25 protein-coding genes are annotated in these 17,645 nt (G+C 57.3%); 16 read left to right on the forward strand and 9 right to left on the reverse strand.

What is annotated here, in order from left to right; all coding sequences use genetic code 11:
- Window positions 1-20 precede the first annotated feature (20 nt).
- Window positions 21-2,117: a TonB-dependent siderophore receptor gene (locus tag C1N56_RS11415; RefSeq protein WP_394516670.1), complete on the forward strand. Its 2,097-nt coding sequence runs from the start codon at window positions 21-23 to the stop codon at window positions 2,115-2,117.
- Window positions 2,118-2,179: 62 nt separating this feature from the next.
- Here C1N56_RS11415 and C1N56_RS11420 read toward each other — a convergent pair whose 3' ends face one another.
- Window positions 2,180-2,428: a GlsB/YeaQ/YmgE family stress response membrane protein gene (locus C1N56_RS11420; protein ID WP_021506355.1), complete on the reverse strand. Its 249-nt coding sequence runs from the start codon at window positions 2,426-2,428 to the stop codon at window positions 2,180-2,182.
- A gap of 184 nt (window positions 2,429-2,612) precedes the next feature.
- Here C1N56_RS11420 and C1N56_RS11425 point away from each other — a divergent pair, with 184 nt between their 5' ends.
- The gene (locus C1N56_RS11425; protein WP_058757616.1) at window positions 2,613-3,347 is read left to right on the forward strand and encodes a flagellar brake protein; all 735 of its coding nucleotides are present in this window, start codon (window positions 2,613-2,615) and stop codon (window positions 3,345-3,347) included.
- Between the two features lie 89 nt (window positions 3,348-3,436).
- The gene (locus C1N56_RS11430; protein ID WP_088517699.1) at window positions 3,437-4,564 is read left to right on the forward strand and encodes a mechanosensitive ion channel family protein; all 1,128 of its coding nucleotides are present in this window, start codon (window positions 3,437-3,439) and stop codon (window positions 4,562-4,564) included.
- 15 nt (window positions 4,565-4,579) lie between these two features.
- Here C1N56_RS11430 and emtA read toward each other — a convergent pair whose 3' ends face one another.
- Window positions 4,580-5,191 carry a membrane-bound lytic murein transglycosylase EmtA gene (gene emtA / locus C1N56_RS11435; RefSeq protein WP_021506358.1) on the reverse strand — a complete coding sequence of 204 codons (612 nt, stop codon included), beginning with the start codon at window positions 5,189-5,191 and terminating at the stop codon, window positions 4,580-4,582.
- A 181-nt stretch (window positions 5,192-5,372) separates the two neighbouring features.
- Between emtA and ldcA the strand changes: the two genes are divergently transcribed.
- Window positions 5,373-6,296 (forward strand): muramoyltetrapeptide carboxypeptidase, encoded by a 924-nt coding sequence (gene ldcA, locus C1N56_RS11440; RefSeq protein WP_058776494.1) that lies wholly within the window; start codon window positions 5,373-5,375, stop codon window positions 6,294-6,296.
- A gap of 23 nt (window positions 6,297-6,319) precedes the next feature.
- Window positions 6,320-6,982 carry an MBL fold metallo-hydrolase gene (locus tag C1N56_RS11445; protein WP_021506360.1) on the forward strand — a complete coding sequence of 221 codons (663 nt, stop codon included), beginning with the start codon at window positions 6,320-6,322 and terminating at the stop codon, window positions 6,980-6,982.
- Here the strand turns inward: C1N56_RS11445 and C1N56_RS11450 are convergent, their stop codons facing one another.
- Both C1N56_RS11450 and C1N56_RS11455 read right to left on the reverse strand, forming a co-directional pair.
- Window positions 6,983-7,396, reverse strand: a complete 414-nt coding sequence (locus C1N56_RS11450) for a GNAT family N-acetyltransferase (protein ID WP_058757613.1) — start codon at window positions 7,394-7,396, stop codon at window positions 6,983-6,985.
- A 21-nt stretch (window positions 7,397-7,417) separates the two neighbouring features.
- Window positions 7,418-7,801: a hypothetical protein gene (locus C1N56_RS11455; RefSeq protein ID WP_058780734.1), complete on the reverse strand. Its 384-nt coding sequence runs from the start codon at window positions 7,799-7,801 to the stop codon at window positions 7,418-7,420.
- Window positions 7,802-8,019: 218 nt separating this feature from the next.
- On the opposite strand from C1N56_RS11455, the gene C1N56_RS11460 reads away from it, so the two are divergent.
- A complete protein-coding gene (locus C1N56_RS11460; protein WP_010617204.1) occupies window positions 8,020-8,376 on the forward strand; it encodes a DUF4186 domain-containing protein in 357 nt (118 codons plus the stop codon).
- Window positions 8,377-8,394: 18 nt separating this feature from the next.
- On the opposite strand, the gene C1N56_RS11465 is transcribed toward C1N56_RS11460, so the two are convergent.
- A complete protein-coding gene (locus tag C1N56_RS11465; RefSeq protein WP_031279245.1) occupies window positions 8,395-8,574 on the reverse strand; it encodes a hypothetical protein in 180 nt (59 codons plus the stop codon).
- A 203-nt stretch (window positions 8,575-8,777) separates the two neighbouring features.
- Between C1N56_RS11465 and C1N56_RS11470 the strand changes: the two genes are divergently transcribed.
- Window positions 8,778-9,107 (forward strand): hypothetical protein, encoded by a 330-nt coding sequence (locus tag C1N56_RS11470; protein ID WP_058776492.1) that lies wholly within the window; start codon window positions 8,778-8,780, stop codon window positions 9,105-9,107.
- 61 nt (window positions 9,108-9,168) lie between these two features.
- On the forward strand, window positions 9,169-9,717 hold the full coding sequence (locus C1N56_RS11475) for a hypothetical protein (protein ID WP_058769856.1): 549 nt from the start codon (window positions 9,169-9,171) through the stop codon (window positions 9,715-9,717).
- 24 nt (window positions 9,718-9,741) lie between these two features.
- On the opposite strand, the gene C1N56_RS11480 is transcribed toward C1N56_RS11475, so the two are convergent.
- The gene (locus tag C1N56_RS11480; protein WP_021506367.1) at window positions 9,742-9,948 is read right to left on the reverse strand and encodes a DUF2767 family protein; all 207 of its coding nucleotides are present in this window, start codon (window positions 9,946-9,948) and stop codon (window positions 9,742-9,744) included.
- A gap of 180 nt (window positions 9,949-10,128) precedes the next feature.
- Between C1N56_RS11480 and C1N56_RS11485 the strand changes: the two genes are divergently transcribed.
- The gene (locus C1N56_RS11485) at window positions 10,129-10,377 is read left to right on the forward strand and encodes a DUF883 family protein (RefSeq protein WP_021506368.1); all 249 of its coding nucleotides are present in this window, start codon (window positions 10,129-10,131) and stop codon (window positions 10,375-10,377) included.
- A 34-nt stretch (window positions 10,378-10,411) separates the two neighbouring features.
- Here the strand turns inward: C1N56_RS11485 and C1N56_RS11490 are convergent, their stop codons facing one another.
- Together C1N56_RS11490 and C1N56_RS11495 are read right to left on the reverse strand one after the other, a co-directional pair.
- Entirely contained in the window at window positions 10,412-10,609 is a 198-nt protein-coding gene (locus tag C1N56_RS11490) for a hypothetical protein (RefSeq protein ID WP_150058304.1), read from the reverse strand.
- 100 nt (window positions 10,610-10,709) lie between these two features.
- On the reverse strand, window positions 10,710-10,907 hold the full coding sequence (locus tag C1N56_RS11495) for a DUF6404 family protein (RefSeq protein ID WP_021506369.1): 198 nt from the start codon (window positions 10,905-10,907) through the stop codon (window positions 10,710-10,712).
- A gap of 268 nt (window positions 10,908-11,175) precedes the next feature.
- On the opposite strand from C1N56_RS11495, the gene C1N56_RS11500 reads away from it, so the two are divergent.
- From C1N56_RS11500 to C1N56_RS11510, 3 genes are all read left to right on the forward strand, one after another.
- Entirely contained in the window at window positions 11,176-11,358 is a 183-nt protein-coding gene (locus C1N56_RS11500) for a type II toxin-antitoxin system HicA family toxin (protein ID WP_394516671.1), read from the forward strand.
- A gap of 39 nt (window positions 11,359-11,397) precedes the next feature.
- Window positions 11,398-11,790 carry a type II toxin-antitoxin system HicB family antitoxin gene (locus C1N56_RS11505; RefSeq protein WP_022548759.1) on the forward strand — a complete coding sequence of 131 codons (393 nt, stop codon included), beginning with the start codon at window positions 11,398-11,400 and terminating at the stop codon, window positions 11,788-11,790.
- 84 nt (window positions 11,791-11,874) lie between these two features.
- Entirely contained in the window at window positions 11,875-13,131 is a 1,257-nt protein-coding gene (locus tag C1N56_RS11510; protein WP_021506372.1) for a mechanosensitive ion channel family protein, read from the forward strand.
- 121 nt (window positions 13,132-13,252) lie between these two features.
- Here the strand turns inward: C1N56_RS11510 and icd are convergent, their stop codons facing one another.
- The gene (icd, locus tag C1N56_RS11515; protein WP_010617214.1) at window positions 13,253-14,503 is read right to left on the reverse strand and encodes an NADP-dependent isocitrate dehydrogenase; all 1,251 of its coding nucleotides are present in this window, start codon (window positions 14,501-14,503) and stop codon (window positions 13,253-13,255) included.
- Between the two features lie 131 nt (window positions 14,504-14,634).
- Here icd and rluE point away from each other — a divergent pair, with 131 nt between their 5' ends.
- From rluE to hflD, 4 genes are read left to right on the forward strand one after another with little or no spacing between them, the layout of a single operon-like run.
- The gene (gene rluE, locus C1N56_RS11520) at window positions 14,635-15,273 is read left to right on the forward strand and encodes a 23S rRNA pseudouridine(2457) synthase RluE (protein WP_211077180.1); all 639 of its coding nucleotides are present in this window, start codon (window positions 14,635-14,637) and stop codon (window positions 15,271-15,273) included.
- A gap of 44 nt (window positions 15,274-15,317) precedes the next feature.
- Complete coding sequence (locus C1N56_RS11525; protein WP_031279253.1) at window positions 15,318-15,791, forward strand: NUDIX domain-containing protein; 474 nt, start codon at window positions 15,318-15,320, stop codon at window positions 15,789-15,791.
- 41 nt (window positions 15,792-15,832) lie between these two features.
- Window positions 15,833-16,945, forward strand: a complete 1,113-nt coding sequence (gene mnmA / locus C1N56_RS11530; protein WP_021506375.1) for a tRNA 2-thiouridine(34) synthase MnmA — start codon at window positions 15,833-15,835, stop codon at window positions 16,943-16,945.
- Window positions 16,946-16,979: 34 nt separating this feature from the next.
- On the forward strand, window positions 16,980-17,621 hold the full coding sequence (hflD, locus tag C1N56_RS11535; protein ID WP_021506376.1) for a high frequency lysogenization protein HflD: 642 nt from the start codon (window positions 16,980-16,982) through the stop codon (window positions 17,619-17,621).
- Window positions 17,622-17,645: the final 24 nt, after the last annotated feature.

Genomic DNA, 17,645 nt, shown 5'->3' on the forward strand with positions numbered 1-17,645 from the left:
TCTCTGCCAAAGGAATCATTATGACCGCGCTGTTCCCCCTCAACCGTGGCCGGCTGCTGTGCGCGCTGGCGCTGGCGTTTCCGGCACTCGGCGTTGCCGAACCCTCTCTGGTGGTCACCGCACAGCCGCAGGAGAGCGCCACCTCGCCCACGGCGGGCTATCTCGCCACCCGCAGCGGCGCCACGAAAAGCGATCGTCCACTCGTCACCACGCCGCAGTCCATTTCCGTGGTGACGCGTCAGCAGATTGACGATCAGGGCGCGCAGGATCTGAACCAGGCGCTGGGCTATACCCCGGGGGTTTTCACCAACTTTGGTGGCGCGGCCACGCGTTACGACACCATTTCGCTGCGTGGTTTCCACGGCGGTGACGTCGACAACACTTTCCTTGACGGTCTGCGCGTGATGAGCGACGGCGGCAGCTTCAACATCCTGCAGGTGGATAACTGGTTCCTTGACCGCATCGACGTAATTAAAGGCCCCTCTTCTGCCCTTTATGGCCAGACGGTGCCGGGCGGGCTGGTGAACATGGTCACGAAGCGGCCGCAGTTTGCTTCACAGGGCCATTTACGCTTCGCCACCGGCAGCAATGCCAGTAACAGCGCCGCCTTTGATTACACCGACGCGATTAACGATCAATGGGCGTACCGCCTGACCGGCATCATGCGCAACAGCGATACCCAGTACGACCACACGCGCGAAGAGAAATACGCGCTGTCACCCCAGCTGCTGTGGCAGCCGGATGAAGACACCAGCTTGCTGCTGCGTGCTTATCTGCAAAAAGATCCCTCAGGCGGCTATCACGGCTCGGTGCCGGCGGAAGGCACGCTGTACAGCCACAATGGTCGCTGGCTGAGCGACGGCTTTTATGAGGGCGACAGCGCGCTGGATCAGTTCAAACGTCATGAGCAGATTTACGGCTACGACTTCTCGCACCGTTTCGATGAGGTATGGTCGGTGCACAGCACCGGCAGCTACAGCCATTCCAACGTGGCGCTCGACCAGGTGTACCAGATTGGCTGGAACAGCGACAATCCGGACCTGCTCAACCGCTACTACTCCGGTGAGCGCTCTTCGCTCAGCGCATGGGCGACCGATAACCAGCTGCAGGCGGAGTTTGCCAGCGGTGCGCTGCAGCATCGCGTCACGCTCGGCGCGGAGTATCACCGCTACAAAAATGATCTGAGCGACGCCAGCGGCGCTGCCTCACCGCTGAATGCCTGGAGCGGCGAGGCCATCGGCAGCCAGCCGGATTACCTCTGGACAGCGCAGACGCGCCGCTATTACCAGAGCGGCCTCTATCTGCAGGATGAGATGGCGTGGCAGCGCTGGCATCTGGATTTGTCTGGTCGCTATGACCGCATCGTGTCAGAGAATGGCAATAGTCGTCGTCAGGACGATCACGTCAGCGGCCGCGCCGCGCTGCTGTACGCCTTTGATAATGGCGTGTCGCCGTACGTCAGCTGGAGCCAGGCGATTACCCCGGCTTCGCTGACCGATCCCGACGGGAATCAGCTGAAACCGACCACCTCAGAGCAGTATGAAGCCGGGGTGAAATACCAGCCGAACGGCACGCGCGATCTCTACAGCGTGGCCCTGTACGACCTGACGCAGAACGATGTGGCCAACCGTAACGTGCAGGACGGCACCTACACCCCGTCCGGCAAAGTGCATGCGCAGGGCATTGAACTGGAGGCGCGCAGCCAGCTGACCGAACGGTTCAGCACCATTGCCGGTTATACGCTCAACCATCTGCGCTTTAAGGATTCCGTGGACGGCAACGATGGCCATACGCCGTACGTCACGCCAAATAGCATGGCGTCGCTGTGGGGGCATTATCAGTTTGATTACGGCCTGAGCGCGGGTGCCGGGGTGCGCTACATTGGTCGCCAGTGGGCCGATAACGAAAACACCACCCGTTTGCCGTCGGTGACCCTGTTTGACGCCTCGCTGCGCGCCGATCTGGGCGCGTGGCAGTCGAGCCTGAAAGGTGCCTGGCTGCAGCTGAATGCCCGCAATCTGACGGATAAAAAGTATCTGGCAGCCTGCTACGGCACCGGTTACTGCTATCGCGGCGCGGAGCGGACGCTGACCGCCACAATCGGCTACGATTTCTGACGACATAAAAAAATCCGCAGCCCCGGACGGGACTGCGGATCTTGTTGAATCGTGATTTGGCGTCAGCTGCGGACTTTACGGTAGATCCACAGCACCACAATGGCACCGATCACCGCGACCACAAAGCTGCCAAAGTTGAAGCCGTCAACCCGGCCAAAGCCGAACAGGGTACTGATCCAGCCGCCCACCACCGCACCGACAATCCCGAGTACCACGGTCAAAATAAATCCGCCGCCATCTTTACCTGGCATGATCCATTTAGCGATAATCCCGGCAATCAGACCAAAAATAATCCATGAAAGAATACCCATTTGCTGCTCCTTACGTTATGAATCAAGGTGTTCATCGCGCTAAGTATAGCCGGGAATTTTTTCTCTGCTACATCAACATCATGATGAATTCGTTCACGCCGGCTAAAGCTTTTACCGCCCCGGTCGATAACCGACGAAGAGCAGTGGCACTCGTAAAATAGCAATCGGACAGGTGGAGCAGGACGTGAAAGACGCCGATAAAGAACAATATCTCAAGCGCGGTACGCTGGCGGTGTTGAACGTGATGAAGGATTTGTTGCGTTATCAAACCCTGCTGATGGTCAATTTCTCCCGTGGTCAGTTCATCAGCCGGCTGCTGGCCGCGGATGAAGATCGGGTGATTTTTGATCTCGGCAGCAACGCGCTGGACAATGATTTGGCACTGCAGGGTGGCGAAGTGAATATTGCGGCCGAAACCCACGGTGCCAAAGTGGAGTTTGGGCTGCAGGGATTAACCCGCATCGATTATGACGGCCTGCCCGCCTTTGCCGCCGCGCTGCCCGACCTGGTGTGGCAGATTCAGCGCCGGGAATTCTTTCGCGTCAACGCGCCGCTCGAACCAGTATTTTATTGCCACAGCCAGTGGCCGGACGGCAGCACCGCGCGCTTTCGCCTGCAGGATCTGTCGCTCGGCGGCGTCGGCGTGCTGCTGGATGAGGCGCTGCCGGAAGGTCTTAACCGTGGCGATACCTTCAAAAAGCTGCGCGTTGAGCTGGGCGAGTATGGCCAGTTCGAAGTGACCGCACAGCTGCTGCATATCGGCGAGCGCAGCACCGTGACCAGCAAGAACGAAACCCGCATCACGCCGCGACTCAGCTTCCGTTTTACCGCCATCGAACCGGTGCAGGAGCGTCAGCTGCAGCAGGTGATTTTTGCGCTGGAACGGCTGGCGCGCGACAAGGCCAATCGCTTCCAGTAAACCGCCGGCGTCCCGCGCGACGCCAGCGTAGTCTATGCTTTCTCCTTGCACATTCTTTTCACCGGCTCCCAGCAAGGAGATTCTCCCCAATGGAAAACTGGCTTTCTGCCCATCGTTTACAACTTATCTTTCTCAATCAAAACTTCTGGATTAATAGCGCCATCATCGTGTTCGGCACGCTGATTGTTTACTGGCTGCTGCGCACCGTCATCCGCTTTGTCTCTAACCGTATCGCCCACTATAGCGAACAGCGCCACGTGCGTTTCACCGGCATTCTGGTGGAGATTCTGCGCAGCACCAGTCAGCTGCTGCTGCTGATCTTCTCGCTGCTGATCACGCTGAAATTTGTCGATCTGCCGGACAGCTGGAGCGTCGCCATCGCCCACGGCTGGTTCCTGGCGCTGATTCTGCAGCTCACGCTGTGGATTGACGGCGGCATTCGCCTTTGGCTGCACTCCTTGCTGCGCGATCCGCTGCACGTGCGTAATCCGGTCACCACGGTGATCCTCGGCATTCTGCTGCGCGTCGTGGTGTGGGTGATGATGCTGCTGGCGATCCTCTCCAATATGGGGATCAATATCACCGCGCTGGTGGCCAGCCTCGGCGTCGGCGGTATCGCCATCGCGCTGGCGATTCAGACGGTGCTGAGCGATGTGTTCGCTTCGCTGGCGATTGGCTTCGATAAGCCCTTTGAGCACGGCGACTTTATTGTGTTCGGCGACATCGCTGGCTCCATTGAGCACATTGGCCTGAAAACCACCCGGCTGCGCAGTCTCGGCGGCGAACAGATTGTCTGCTCCAACACTATTCTGCTGCAGCAAACCATCCACAACTACAAACGCATGCAGCAGCGGCGCATCGTGTTTAAGTTCGGGATTAATTACGGCACGCCGGCGGAGAAAGTGCGGCAGATTGGCGGCATGGTGCAACGCATCATTGAAGGCGTGCCGGACACGCGTTTTGATCGCGCCCATTTCCTGTCGTTTGACGAATCGCAGCTGACGTTTGAGGTGGTCTATTTCGTGCTGAGCGCCGATTACAACAAATACATGGACATTCAGCAGGAGATTAACCTGCAACTGATGGCGCAGCTGGAGCAGAAACAGATTCGTTTCGCCTTCCCGATGCGCCGCGTGGAGTTCACCGGCGGCGTGCTGCCGCGCATTAACCTCAGCGATGCCTCAAATGAGGCTGCGGCAGAGCGCGCACAGCACTGAGTCCCCCCAGCGGCATTAGCCGATGGTGCGATAGGCGGTGGTGACTTTCCACAGGTAGCGCGGCGCCTGGGCGGCCGGATGCTTGTTCTGCACGTGCTGGTAGAACTCATCCGGCGTCATGGCGTTGATCATTGCAATGGCGCGATCGCGGTCGCGCGAGAAGGTGCGCAGCAGCGCGCCGGCGCCGTTGGCATAGGAAACAATGGTGGCATAGCGCAGCGTCAGCGGATCGCGAATGCCCGCCAGCGCGGAATCCTGCAGAATCCGGATATAGGCCGCGCCGATATCAATATTTTTCGCCGGGTCGCGCAGTTCGGAATTACTCGGCTGGCCGTGGCGTCCCTGTGCGCGATACACCTCGCGCCCGGCGGTGGCGGCTTTGATCTGCATCAGCCCGACCGCGTTAGAACGGCTTACCACGGTTGGGTTGCCCCCGGATTCGACACTAATAATGGCGCTGATCAGCTTCTCATCAACGCCATAATGACTGGCGGCATCTTCGGTAAACAGTGACCATGCATCATTCACTTTCGACGGCGGCGCCTGGGTTAATGGCGTATTCTTCTCCGGCGTCACCGGTTTTTCCGGCTCGCTGGCACAGCCAGCCAGCAGCAAAGCAGACAGCATAAGTAGTCGAATTTTCACTGATTTTCGGTTCCGCTATAAGATTGGCGCAAGCTATCATAACCATGACGGTTAAAGGTAAAATTACCGTTTATCCTAAATACGTAAAAAACCTTGTGCTACCGTGACTTCGGTAACGCATTTCGTCATCATCGGCAGGCCAACAGACAGCAGGATGGAAGTTATGCTCGCCCCTCGTTCAATACGCCTCATCGCCCCTTCCGGTTATTGTCACAATCAGGACGCCGCCCGCCGCGCGGTGGAGCGCCTGCAGGCGGAAGGCCATCAGTTGCAAAACCCGGAAGCCATTACGCGCCGCTGGCAGCGTTTCGCCGGTGATGACGCGCAGCGCCTGCAGGATGTGAATGCACTGGCGTCGCTGGCGTCGCTGCCGGATATCGTACTGGCGGTGCGCGGCGGCTATGGTGCCTCACGCCTGCTCGATCACCTCGACTATGTGGCGCTGCAGCGTCGCCTGCTTAATCAGCCTGTCGCGCTATGCGGCCACAGTGATTTCACCGCTATTCAGCTGGCGCTGCTGGCGCAGACCGGGCTGATCACCTTCAGCGGACCGATGCTGGCCGGCAATTTTGGCGCGGAGGCTTTATCTGAATTTACCGTCAGCCACTTTTGGCAGGCGCTAACATCTCCTACAGTCAATCTGGCGTGGCACAGCGCCAGTCCGGATCGCGGCCGCTGGCAGGGCACGCTGTGGGGCGGCAATCTGGCGATGATCTGCTCCCTGATTGGCACGCCGTGGCTGCCGCAGATTGAAGACGGCATTCTGGTGATCGAGGATGTGAATGAGCATCCGTTCCGCATTGAGCGTATGCTGATTCAACTGCAGCAGAGCGGTATTCTGGCGCGCCAGCGCGCCATTGTCACCGGCAGCTTCACCAGCACTGCCCTGTCCGATTACGACAACGGCTTTGATTTCGCCACGGTGTGGCAGCGGTTGCGTGATGAGTACCAGATTGCGGTAATCAGCGATCTGCCGTTTGGCCATGATGCCGATACCGTGACGCTGCCGCTTGGCGCCAGCGCCACGCTTGAGATTGACCAGGGCGCCGCGCGGTTAGCCTTTACCGGCCATCCGACGTTGCGCTGACGTGTTGCCGCAGGAGACCGCTATTGAAGCCGCTGTACGAAGACTTGTGGATCTCCACGCCGGAATTTCCCGCCGAAGAGACGGCAAATGATTTAATGATGCACGGGTTTATGCTGCGCCATCCGCGCGGCAACCTGTTAATTGGCCGCGTTGAGCAGCTGCTGGATCATGAAGTGCTCGCGGACGCGGGCGGCGTGATTCGCCACTATTTTACCCACTGGCACGAAGCCGCGCCGGGCGCGCGGGCCATTCAGCAGCGCTTCAATAGTGCGCTGTATTGCCACAGCCGCTCGCTCGGCCCGGTGAGCCTGGTGATTGAGCCGGACGAAACCTTCACGCATCAGGACGTGCACTTTGGCGACTTTCACCTGCTGCCCACGCCGGGCCACACGCCGGGCAGCTGCAGCTACCTGTATCACTCACCGCTCGGCCAGACCTACCTGTTTGTCGGCGACACCCTGACGCGGGATTACCATCGCTGGATTAGCGTGCTGGTGCCGGACAGTAATCCTGCGGAGCTGCAGCAGTCGCTGGAGCTGTACCGCTCGCTGCGTCCGGATGTAGTGCTGATGAGCACCACGCGCGGGCATCTCTCCTGGGCGAAGGTCGATTTACAGAGCTGGCTGGCCGCGATTGATGAAGCGGAACAGTCGCCGCTGGATCTGCGCCAGCAGCCACTGCTGTGATTACAGCGTCTTGCTCAGATAGTGACGCTGATGTTCGCGCGGATAGTGATCAAGGCTAAAACGTAGCGTATAGCCAAGCTTTTCATAAAACGGCCGCGCCTGAAAGCTGGCGGTATCCACCTGCGCGTAACGGCAGCCGCGTGCGCGGGCTTCCTGTTCGGCAGCCTGAATCAACTGGCTGCCGGCGCCCTGCCCGCGTAACCCATCGCTGACCCACAGCATATCAATGCGTAACCAGTTGCCATAGGTTGAGCCCGTCAGCCCCGCCAGCTTTTTTCCGGCGCCGTCTTTAATGAACACACCGATAGCTTTCATCTCATTGATGTCAATAAAGCGGCTGTTGAAGGCGTTCAGGCCGAGGCGCATTTCATCCAGGTCCTGATGCGTGACGCTATCCGTAACGCTTAATTGCATGGTCGGCTCCTTGTGGCGGCATTATGAAGAGGGGTGCTGGCGGTCGTCGTAGCGCTCCAGCGACAGAATATCAGCATCGCGTTTTTCCGTGCGGTTGCAGGGCAACAGCTTATCGCTGTCGGCGTAGACGAAAAAGGTTTCGCCGCTGTTTTTATTCACGATCAGCTGATCGCCATTGCGGAAACGGGTAATGGCGACCTTATCGCCGTCCTGCAGATGCGTGCGCTGCTGCCCGGCGGCAATCTGGAAATGCCGGGTTGGCCACATCAGCGTGCTGAGCCCGTAGGCGGCACGCGATACCGTCATGGTGGGGCGGCCCGGGCAGGTGATCTGGAATTCGCTTTCGCTCCACGCGGGGGCAATCTGGCAGGCCATCAGGAGCGCGGCAAGGGTTATCGCCTTCATGGGTGTTCTCCACTGAGGTTAGATCATGATTTTACAGGAATTTAATTGGCCAGAGGGTAACATACAACCGCCGCCGGTGCGGTAATCTGTGACCGCGGGTCAGCCAGTGCGAGCAGGAAGAACGCCTCCACATCACTGATTTTGTAAGGTTTTATGCGTTCGGGATATCTTTGTAACGAGTTAAGTTAAATGCGCTAAGATCGCGTCAGGAGGATGTTATGCGAGATGAACAGGCATTATTCGCGCGGCTGGCGCAATCGCCGTTTCGCCGCCGCTTCCATTTAGGCGCGAAAGAGCGACAGTACTGTATTGAGAAAGGCCCGGCGGTGATCGACCAACACGCGGCCGATTTTATCCAGCAAAGACTGGCCGCAGCCGAACCAAAGAATGATGGCAAACAGACGCCAATGCGCGGACATCCGGTATTTATCGCCCAGCACGCCACGGCAACCTGCTGCCGCGGCTGTCTGGCAAAATGGCATGGCATTGCTGCGCATCAGCCGTTAACGGCAGAGCAGCAGCAATATATGGTGCGGGTGATTCACCGCTGGCTGGTGGGTGAAATAAATGGTTAAGACCGGGATGGGATGGAGCTACTCTGCCGCGACCTGCGCGGCCACCAGCATCAGCGCCAGTCCTGCATCGTCTGGATCGAAACGCTGCATAACTTCATGGATCGCCGTCACGCAGTTCATCACCTGCTGTTTTTTGTCGGCGTCTAACTTATCAATCGCGTGCTGAAGAATCATTAAACTGGCTTCTTCTTCTCTCATGGATTTACCCTTGTTTTGCTTACCTGGTGCGCAACGCTGGCAAGAATAACGTTTATCTGCTAGCAAAGTCACCCCTTTACATGCTTACCGCTTAACGATTAAACAAATGGCAAATGGGCAGTGGCGTCAGACATGCTATGATCGGATCAGTGGCGCGCATCGTCAGGCCAGCATAAATCAGGGAATGCACCAGGAACAGGACCATGTTAAGACTCAGTTTTCTACTCACAGTTATCCTGCTGGCTGGCTGCAGCTCCACGCCGAAAGGCGTCGATTGCCCCGGCGAGGTCGCAACGCTCTATGGTCAGTCGCTGGGCCACACCGAAGGGCGCATTTTCGATTTGGTGAATTCGTTTTCGGTGGCGCGCGATGGCGTAACGCTGAGCAGCGGCGCACTGCACTCCACCGACCGTTTCCGCTATGTCCCTTCTGCCGTGACGCCGGAAGGCTTTTATGCACAGCGGCTGAGCGACAAGCAGTTCCGCCTGATCAACCCGGCGCGTAACACCATGATTACCTGGACGTGTCCATAAGTCGTGCGTGGCGCGCGCAGATGGTTTATTGTCAGCGTTTGTCATGCTGCGGACCTGCATTATGGAAAAGAGTCTGGACAATAACGGTTATATCGATTTCCCCTTTCCGGCCACCCGAGACGCGGATGGCTCGGTCAACCCGTGCGGTTTTGACCTGACGCTGGAAACCGATCGCATTGATGAGATCGCCGCCGGTAAACATTCTGAAAATTTGCGTCGTCTGCTGGAAGAGGTCAATCTGCAGGATGGCCTGTTTATGACGCTGGCCTGTGACTGGCAGCAGCGCGCAGATGGCGTGTGCGGCTTTCTCGATGTGGCGTTCCGCCCCACGCTGGACTGTAGCAGCGAAGAGACACAGAGTCTCGATCAGTTCTTTGAGATGTATCTGCGCCGCCAGGAGCAGCAGCACAGCATGCCGCGCGACGCGCTGGTCAACTATGCGCGCGCGGTGCTGGACTGGAGCTGGTCGCCGCTGCAGCAGCGCCATCGTCGCTATGAGAAGGTCACCATTCGCTATTACTGCCAGCAGGCGGACGATGCCGAATGGTGTTTTGATCATCTGCGCCACTTCCTGGTGAGCTGGTACCCGGCGTATCGCGGCCAGCAGTGAGGGCGTCCGCGTGACGCCCTGCGCTCAAGGCCGTACCAGACGAATCGCGTGCTCCAGCATACGCTGTTCATCGCGTTCGTCGTGGGCGCGATCGTGGCGCGTACGCTGCAGCAAACGGGCAATCTCCTCCCGTCTGGTTTCATGACCGCACTCGGAAAGGACAATCACCGCATCGCCAATCACCCGGCAAACTTCATCGTAATCGTCTTCATTCAGGATATCGCGTTTCATTTCTCCTCCGTTCAGTGGGCGCTGCGTGAGGTTCGTGCAGCTTAACGTGGTCCTTACCAGGTATGGACAGCAATGCCGATTCCTGCAAACCACTGTTACATCCTGAAAAGCCACCAGGTTGCCGGTCTGCACTTCTCTGTCTACGCTGAAAGAGACATTCACCACTCTCAGGGAGTTAATATGACCGATAAAGCGGAAGCAAAATTGAATGAAGCGGCGGGTGCCGTACAGGAAAAATTTGGCGAGTTCACCGGTTCACGCCGCCATCAGGCACGCGGTGCCGCGCGACGCTATCCGGCGCAGGCCAGTTATGCGGTGCAGGATGCAGCAGACTGCGTGGTGAGATCGGTACGCGACAACCCGGCGACCGGGCTGGCCGTTGCCGCCAGCATCGGCGTGATTGTCGGTTTCCTGCTGGGCCGTAAATAATCCCCGGCGATCGGGGCCCGTGCGGCCCCGATACTCAATGCCGCTGCGGCACGCCGTCCCGTCGTTCCTGAATATGTTCATCCGGCGTCTCGGCGACATCTGCCGTACTGCTGTGCCCGGCCAGGTGGCGCCCATGCTGCCCCGCTATCACCACAGGCCCCACCGGTAATTGTGCACTGGCCGCCAGTGATAGCAGCAATAAAAACCATCCCGTCAGTAACGTTCTTCCCATCCTGCCCGCCTTACACGCTGATTAGTGAGCGCTCAGCTTGCCGGATGTCATGCAAATTAGCGTCAGCGCGACGCAAAGCTATGTCGGCAGTTGTGAATAATCAGGCCTGTGCGCGCCGCGCTTTGTAACGCGCCACCATGGTCATTAATGCCTGATAAATCAAACCGGCATACAGGCTCATGACAATCATCATGCCCGGCGTTTTGCCCTGTGCCTGCCAGGAAACAAACCACATAAAAATGCCCCACAGCAGGGAAAAAATCAGCCAGCCTTTTACAAACTTGATCACACCTTGCATAGCACCTCCGGATTGATGAAGGCTGAAGATAGCGGTTCAGCCAGCAAATGGCACGCGCGCCGGTGCCGGGATGTTAACTGTTTCAAAGTTTTACGCAAACCACTATCGCAGCGGGAAAAAGCCGTGGAAAACAGCACGCAGAACGCAGCATCAACGGGTGCCTGTCATGGCCGTCCCGGTTAGTTTGGCCATGACCCGCCGATGTGATGGCAGAGACCGCCTTGCATCAGTGTGTATTGTGTGTATAATTTCACCTACAGGAAGTCCGATGAAGAGCGCGACGCTGATTAAACTGCTGCAAAAAAATGGCTGGAAGCTGGAGCGCATACGCGGCAGTCATCATCAGTTCTCGCACCCGGATTTTGTTCATCTGATCACCGTGCCGCATCCGCAGAAGGATATGAAGACAGGCACGCTGATGCAGATTCTGAAAGACGCCAGGCTGGATTGATCCATGCTGGTTTTATTCCGCTTGCTCAGAGGTGACATGATGCTGTTTCCCGCTTTGGTAGAGATAGACGCTGACGGCTCGGCCAGTGGTTATTTCCCGGATGTCACCGGCTGTTATTTTGCCGGTGATACGCCCGAGCAAACGCTGCAGGATGCGCAATCTGCGCTGCATGCCCACTTTGAACTGATGGCGGAGAAAGGCTTATTGATTCCGGAGCCGGCGCAGCACTGGCAGCAGGAATTTAGCCAGCCCGGCGTGTGGATCTACGTTGATATTGATGTCACCCGCTATCTGGGCAAATCCGAGCGCATCAATATCACTATGCCGCATCTGCTGATTGAGAAGATCGATAAGATGGTCAGTAATAACGCGCGCTACAGCAGCCGCAGCCATTTTCTTGCCGAGGCGGCACGCAAAGCGCTGGTCTCGTAGCAACACTATTGCGCACGCGTCGCTTATCGTCCGTGGCCGCTTTATGTTTGAATTCCCGCCTCAACCGGCCGGCATGTGGTTAAAATGAATTACTTACGCGACATACAAACGTTTATTGAAGGCAACACGGTGCTCTCCGCCACCTTCAGCCTGCTGCTGTTACTGGTTGCCGGTATGGTCACCCATCTGATCTGCAAGTTCTTCGTGGTAAAAGTGGTGCGCCGCGTGTTCTTTAGCACGCATAAAAACCAGGTGCCGCTGGATAAAGACGTCCGGCTCTCAGAAAAGCTGTCGAATTTTATTCCGGTGATCACCGTCTATTACCTGCTGCAGTTTATGCCGGATTTGCCCGAGCATCTGCTGATCGCGGTGAAAACCATCTGCGGCATTCTGTTTTTTGTTTATCTGTCGCTATTCTTTAACGAAGTGCTGGAGATCGTTAATAACTCCTATTCGCGTAAGTCGAAGCGCAAGAACCACTCGATAAAAGGCTATATCCAGATCGGTAAGATCCTGGTGCACATCATCTCCGCCATCATGATTCTGGCTATCATGTCGAACAAATCGCCAGTGATCATTATCTCCAGTCTGGGTGCGGTCGCGGCGGTATTGATGTTAGTGTTTCAGCACACCCTGCTGTCGCTGGTGGCCAATATTCAGGTGTCATCGAACGATGTGCTGCAGCTTGGCGACTGGATTGAAATGCCGGATAACGGCATCAGCGGTGAAGTGATTGATATCGCTCTGCATACCATTACCATCCGCAACTGGGACAACACGCTGTCGCGCATCCCGACCAAAAATTTCCTGACTGAAACCTACACCAACTGGCAGGCGATGTTCTCCTCCGGCGCGCGGCGTATCATGCGCAGCTTTCATCTCGACCAGACCTCGATTCGCTTTCTCGATCAGCAAATGGTGCAGCAGATGAGCCAGATTCGCGGCGTCAGTGAGCAGCTTTCAATCCTGATGGATGGCCGCGATAGCAGCGTGGTCGGTGACCGCTGGTTTGCCGAAAACGGCATTACCAACCTCACGGTGTTCCGTCACTATCTCACCGCCTGGCTGGCGCAGCGCGACGATATTAAAAAAGATATGTATATCGTGGTGCGCGCGATGAAACCCTCACCGGAGGGATTGCCGGTAGAGGTTTATTGCTTTACCTCCTCGGTGCTGTGGGTCGATTACGAGAATTCCCAGTCGGCGATATTTGAATTCATCTACGCCATTGTCGGTCAGTTTTCGCTGCGGATTTACCAGCATCCGGCCGGCAATGATTTCTGGCGTTTATCGCAGGCGCGCGATAGCCAGATCGGTCAGTTACAGCCTCCGGCGGAATAAAGCCACGCATCGCACAGTCGTCATGCATGGCAAACCGGCGGTGACATGAAGTCCTTCCCGCTGCCAGCATAAAAAAGGGAGCCCTGCGGCTCCCTTTCATATTGCATTTGCTCAGGGCAAATTACATATTCGCGATGATCGCGTCACCAAACTCTGAACATTTCAGCAGCTTAGCGCCGTCCATCAGACGCTCAAAGTCGTAGGTCACGGTTTTGGCAGCGATTGCGCCTTCCATGCCTTTAACAATCAGGTCAGCCGCTTCGAACCACTCCAGGTGACGCAGCATCATTTCTGCAGACAGGATCACGGAACCTGGGTTCACTTTATCCTGGCCCGCATACTTCGGTGCCGTACCGTGGGTGGCTTCGAACAGTGCGCACTCGTCACCGATGTTGGCGCCCGGTGCGATACCAATACCGCCTACCTGTGCCGCCAGGGCATCAGAAATGTAGTCACCGTTCAGGTTCATACAGGCGATAACGTCATACTCGGCTGGACGCAGCAGGATCTGCTGCAGGAAGGCGTCGGCAATCACATCTTTAACGATGATCTCTTTACCGGTGTTCGGGTTTTTGAACTTCATCCACGGACCGCCATCGATCAGCTCGCCGCCGAACTCTTCTTTCACCAGCTGGTAGCCCCAGTCTTTGAAAGAGCCTTCGGTGAACTTCATGATGTTGCCTTTGTGCACCAGCGTCAGGGAATCACGGTCATTGGTGATGGTGTATTCAACCGCGGCACGCACCAGACGTTTCGTGCCCTCTTCTGAACACGGCTTCACGCCAATACCACACTGCTGCGGGAAGCGAATTTTCTTCACGCCCATCTCTTCACGCAGGAATTTGATCACTTTGTCCGCTTCCGGCGTACCGGCTTTCCACTCGATACCGGCATAGATATCTTCGGAGTTTTCGCGGAAGATCACCATGTCGGTATCTTCAGGACGTTTAACCGGGCTTGGCGTGCCTTTGTAGTAACGTACCGGACGCAGACACACGTACAGATCCAGTTCCTGGCGCAGTGCCACGTTCAGGGAACGAATACCGCCACCTACCGGGGTAGTCAGTGGGCCTTTAATGGCTACGCGGTACTCTTTGATTAAATCGAGGGTTTCCTGCGGCAGCCAGACATCCTGGCCATAGAGTTCGACGGATTTTTCGCCGGTGTAAATTTCCATCCAGGAAATTTTTCGCTCGCCGTTGTAGGCTTTCTTCACAGCGGCATCAACCACTTTCAGCATCACCGGGGAAACGTCAACCCCAATACCGTCACCTTCAATGTAGGGGATGATCGGGTTATTCGGGACATTCAGTTTGCCCTGATCCAGGGTGATTTTTTGACCTTCCGCCGGAACAACTACTTTGCTTTCCATTAACCTCTCCTTCGAGCGATTTTTTGTTAATGATTTGTAAGATGCGCGTCAATACTACTTGAATATTTCCGCCACGCCAATCACCGCAGTTTCGCGCTATAATGCGCCGATTGTTACCAACTGCAAAGCCCATGCGAAAAACTTCTCAACGAATTCACCAGCATAAGCGCCCTGCTGCCCCGGCGCGCCAGCCCGCGCGGCGTGACACGCGGCCAAAAGGTCCGCGTCGCGTCATACTCTTTAACAAACCTTTCGATGTTCTGCCGCAGTTCAGCGATGAGGCTGGCCGCCGCACGCTGAAAGATTTTGTGCCGGTGAGCGAGGTGTATGCCGCAGGCCGTCTCGACCGCGACAGCGAAGGGTTGATGATTCTGACCAACGATGGCGCATTGCAGGCGCAGCTGACGCAGCCGGGCAAGCGCACCGGCAAAATCTATTACGTTCAGGTGGAAGGCGTGCCGCAGGAATCAGATTTATCCCGCCTGCGCAGTGGCATCACCCTCAACGATGGCCCAACGTTGCCGGCGGGCGCAGAAGTGGTGCCTGAACCCGCGTGGCTGTGGCCGCGCATCCCGCCGATTCGCGAGCGCAAAGCTATCCCCACCTGCTGGCTGAAAATCACGCTGTATGAAGGGCGCAATCGCCAGGTCCGAAGGATGACGGCGCACATTGGCTTTCCGACATTACGCCTGGTCCGTTTTGCCATGGGTGAGTACCAGCTGCAGGATTTGGCACCGGGCGAATGGCGCGACATCAGCGACCGGACGTAATTTATACATTTCGATAACGTCAGGTTAACTATTTGGGAGGAACGATGTTTAAACCTCATGTAACCGTCGCCTGTATGGTGCACGCGCAGGGCAAATTACTGGTGGTGGAAGAGCGCGTCGACGGCCGCGTTACCTGGAATCAGCCGGCCGGTCATCTTGAGGCCGATGAAACGCTACTGGAAGCCGCGCAACGTGAGCTGTACGAAGAGACCGGCATCAGCGCGCAGCCCGACTATTTTCTCGGCGTGCAGCAGTGGATCGCCCCGGACCATACACCTTTTGTGCGTTTTCTGTTTGGCCTCGATCTGCCTGCCACCGTTACCACCACGCCACACGACAGCGATATTGACTGCTGCTGGTGGCTGTCGCCCGCGCAGATTCTCAGCGCAGAGACGCTGCGTTCGCCGCTGGTGGCCGAAAGCGTGCGGCTGTGGCAGCAGGGGGCCCGCTATCCGCTGCAGCTGATAGCCCCGTATCAGTGGCCGTTTCATGAGGGTGCGCACAACGCTTCCGCGTGATAGAATGCGCCGCCTGTTTTTATCGTAATCAAGAGTGCGTCATGTCTGACAACAGCCAGAAAAAAGTGATCGTCGGGATGTCCGGCGGCGTCGATTCTTCCGTTTCCGCCTGGTTACTGCAGCAGCAGGGCTATCAGGTTGAAGGCCTGTTCATGAAGAACTGGGAGGAAGACGATGGCGAGGAGTATTGCACCGCCGCTGACGATCTGGCTGACGCACAGGCCGTGTGTGACAAGCTCGGCATCAAACTGCACAAAATCAATTTTGCCGCTGAGTACTGGGACAACGTATTCGAGCACTTTCTGGAAGAGTACAAGGCCGGACGCACGCCAAACCCGGATATTCTTTGTAACAAAGAGATCAAGTTCAAAGCGTTTCTCGAATTCGCTGCAGACGATCTCGGCGCAGACTACATTGCCACCGGCCACTATGTGCGCCGTGCCGATGTCAACGGCACCAGTCAGCTGCTGCGCGGTCTCGACGGCAACAAAGATCAGAGCTATTTCCTCTACACGCTCAGCCACCAGCAGATTGCACAGAGCCTGTTCCCGGTCGGCGAACTGGAGAAGCCTGAGGTGCGCCGCATCGCCGAACAGCTCGATCTGATTACGGCGAAGAAAAAAGACTCCACCGGTATTTGCTTTATCGGCGAGCGTAAATTCCGCGACTTCCTCGGTCGTTACCTGCCGGCCCAGCCGGGCGTCATCGAAACCGTTGACGGTGAAGTGGTCGGTGAACACCAGGGGCTGATGTATCACACCCTGGGTCAGCGTAAAGGGCTGGGCATCGGCGGACGCAAAGAGAGCAATGACGATCCATGGTATGTGGTCGACAAAGATGTCGCGCGCAATACGCTGATTGTCGCACAGGGCGGCGATCATCCGCGCCTGATGTCGGTGGGGCTGATAGCACAGCAGCTGCACTGGGTCGATCGCCAGCCAGTGACCGCAGCGCTGCGCTGCACGGTGAAAACCCGCTATCGTCAGAGCGACATTCCCTGCGAGATCATTCCGCACGGCGACGATCGCATTGAAGTGCGTTTCGATGAGCCGGTCGCGGCCGTCACCCCGGGCCAGTCCGCGGTATTTTACCTCGGTGACGTGTGCCTTGGTGGCGGTATTATTGAACAGCGCCTGCCGCTGACAGAGGCCTGAGTCGGCACTGCCGACGCGTCTACAGGAGTGAAGCGTGGCTAAAAACTATTATGAGATAACGCTGGCGCTGGCCGGCGTTTGCCAGGCAGCCCATCTGGTGCAGCAGCTGGCACATCAGGGGCACTGCAACAACGCGGCGCTGCAGGTGTCGCTGCGCAGCCTGCTGGATTTAAATCCAGGCTCAACGCTGGCGGTGTTTGGCAATGATGAAGCCAACCTGCGCCCGGGGCTGGAAGCGCTGATGGCGGTGCTGAACAGCGGCAGCCGGCAGGGTGCCAGCGCCGATTTGACGCGTTATACCCTGAGCCTGATGGTGCTGGAGCGTAAACTGCACGGTAACAAAACCGCGCTAAACACCCTGGCGCAGCGCATCGGCCAGCTTGATCGTCAGCTGGCGCATTACGAACTGGAATCAGACACCATTACCAGCGCCATGGCCGGCATTTACGTTGATGTGATTAGCCCGCTCGGCCCGCGCATTCAGGTCACCGGCTCACCGCAGGTGCTGCAGAATTCGCAGGTGCAGAGTAAAGTTCGCGCTGCGCTGCTGGCCGGTATCCGCGCGGCGGTGCTGTGGCAGCAGGTCGGCGGCGGTCGGCTGCAGCTGATGTTTGCGCGCCAGCGTCTGCTGCGCGAAGCGAAAACCCTTTTATCCCGGCTGGGTCCGGCGTATTAAGCGCCGCCCTGCCCTATATTGTTA

The organism is Pantoea sp. SGAir0175 (assembly GCF_043547855.1).

Coding starts and splice junctions, on each gene's coding strand:
- C1N56_RS11415 (WP_394516670.1), top strand. CDS start 21: ATGACCGCGCTGTTCCCCCTCAACCGTGGCCGGCTGCTGTGCGCGCTG.
- C1N56_RS11420 (WP_021506355.1), bottom strand. CDS start 2,428: ATGGGTATTCTTTCATGGATTATTTTTGGTCTGATTGCCGGGATTATC.
- C1N56_RS11430 (WP_088517699.1), top strand. CDS start 3,437: ATGGAAAACTGGCTTTCTGCCCATCGTTTACAACTTATCTTTCTCAAT.
- emtA (WP_021506358.1), bottom strand. CDS start 5,191: ATGCTGTCTGCTTTGCTGCTGGCTGGCTGTGCCAGCGAGCCGGAAAAA.
- ldcA (WP_058776494.1), top strand. CDS start 5,373: ATGCTCGCCCCTCGTTCAATACGCCTCATCGCCCCTTCCGGTTATTGT.
- C1N56_RS11450 (WP_058757613.1), bottom strand. CDS start 7,396: ATGCAATTAAGCGTTACGGATAGCGTCACGCATCAGGACCTGGATGAA.
- C1N56_RS11455 (WP_058780734.1), bottom strand. CDS start 7,801: ATGAAGGCGATAACCCTTGCCGCGCTCCTGATGGCCTGCCAGATTGCC.
- C1N56_RS11460 (WP_010617204.1), top strand. CDS start 8,020: ATGCGAGATGAACAGGCATTATTCGCGCGGCTGGCGCAATCGCCGTTT.
- C1N56_RS11465 (WP_031279245.1), bottom strand. CDS start 8,574: ATGAGAGAAGAAGAAGCCAGTTTAATGATTCTTCAGCACGCGATTGAT.
- C1N56_RS11470 (WP_058776492.1), top strand. CDS start 8,778: ATGTTAAGACTCAGTTTTCTACTCACAGTTATCCTGCTGGCTGGCTGC.
- C1N56_RS11475 (WP_058769856.1), top strand. CDS start 9,169: ATGGAAAAGAGTCTGGACAATAACGGTTATATCGATTTCCCCTTTCCG.
- C1N56_RS11480 (WP_021506367.1), bottom strand. CDS start 9,948: ATGAAACGCGATATCCTGAATGAAGACGATTACGATGAAGTTTGCCGG.
- C1N56_RS11485 (WP_021506368.1), top strand. CDS start 10,129: ATGACCGATAAAGCGGAAGCAAAATTGAATGAAGCGGCGGGTGCCGTA.
- C1N56_RS11490 (WP_150058304.1), bottom strand. CDS start 10,609: ATGGGAAGAACGTTACTGACGGGATGGTTTTTATTGCTGCTATCACTG.
- C1N56_RS11495 (WP_021506369.1), bottom strand. CDS start 10,907: ATGCAAGGTGTGATCAAGTTTGTAAAAGGCTGGCTGATTTTTTCCCTG.
- C1N56_RS11500 (WP_394516671.1), top strand. CDS start 11,176: ATGAAGAGCGCGACGCTGATTAAACTGCTGCAAAAAAATGGCTGGAAG.
- C1N56_RS11505 (WP_022548759.1), top strand. CDS start 11,398: ATGCTGTTTCCCGCTTTGGTAGAGATAGACGCTGACGGCTCGGCCAGT.
- C1N56_RS11510 (WP_021506372.1), top strand. CDS start 11,875: ATGAATTACTTACGCGACATACAAACGTTTATTGAAGGCAACACGGTG.
- icd (WP_010617214.1), bottom strand. CDS start 14,503: ATGGAAAGCAAAGTAGTTGTTCCGGCGGAAGGTCAAAAAATCACCCTG.
- rluE (WP_211077180.1), top strand. CDS start 14,635: ATGCGAAAAACTTCTCAACGAATTCACCAGCATAAGCGCCCTGCTGCC.
- C1N56_RS11525 (WP_031279253.1), top strand. CDS start 15,318: ATGTTTAAACCTCATGTAACCGTCGCCTGTATGGTGCACGCGCAGGGC.
- mnmA (WP_021506375.1), top strand. CDS start 15,833: ATGTCTGACAACAGCCAGAAAAAAGTGATCGTCGGGATGTCCGGCGGC.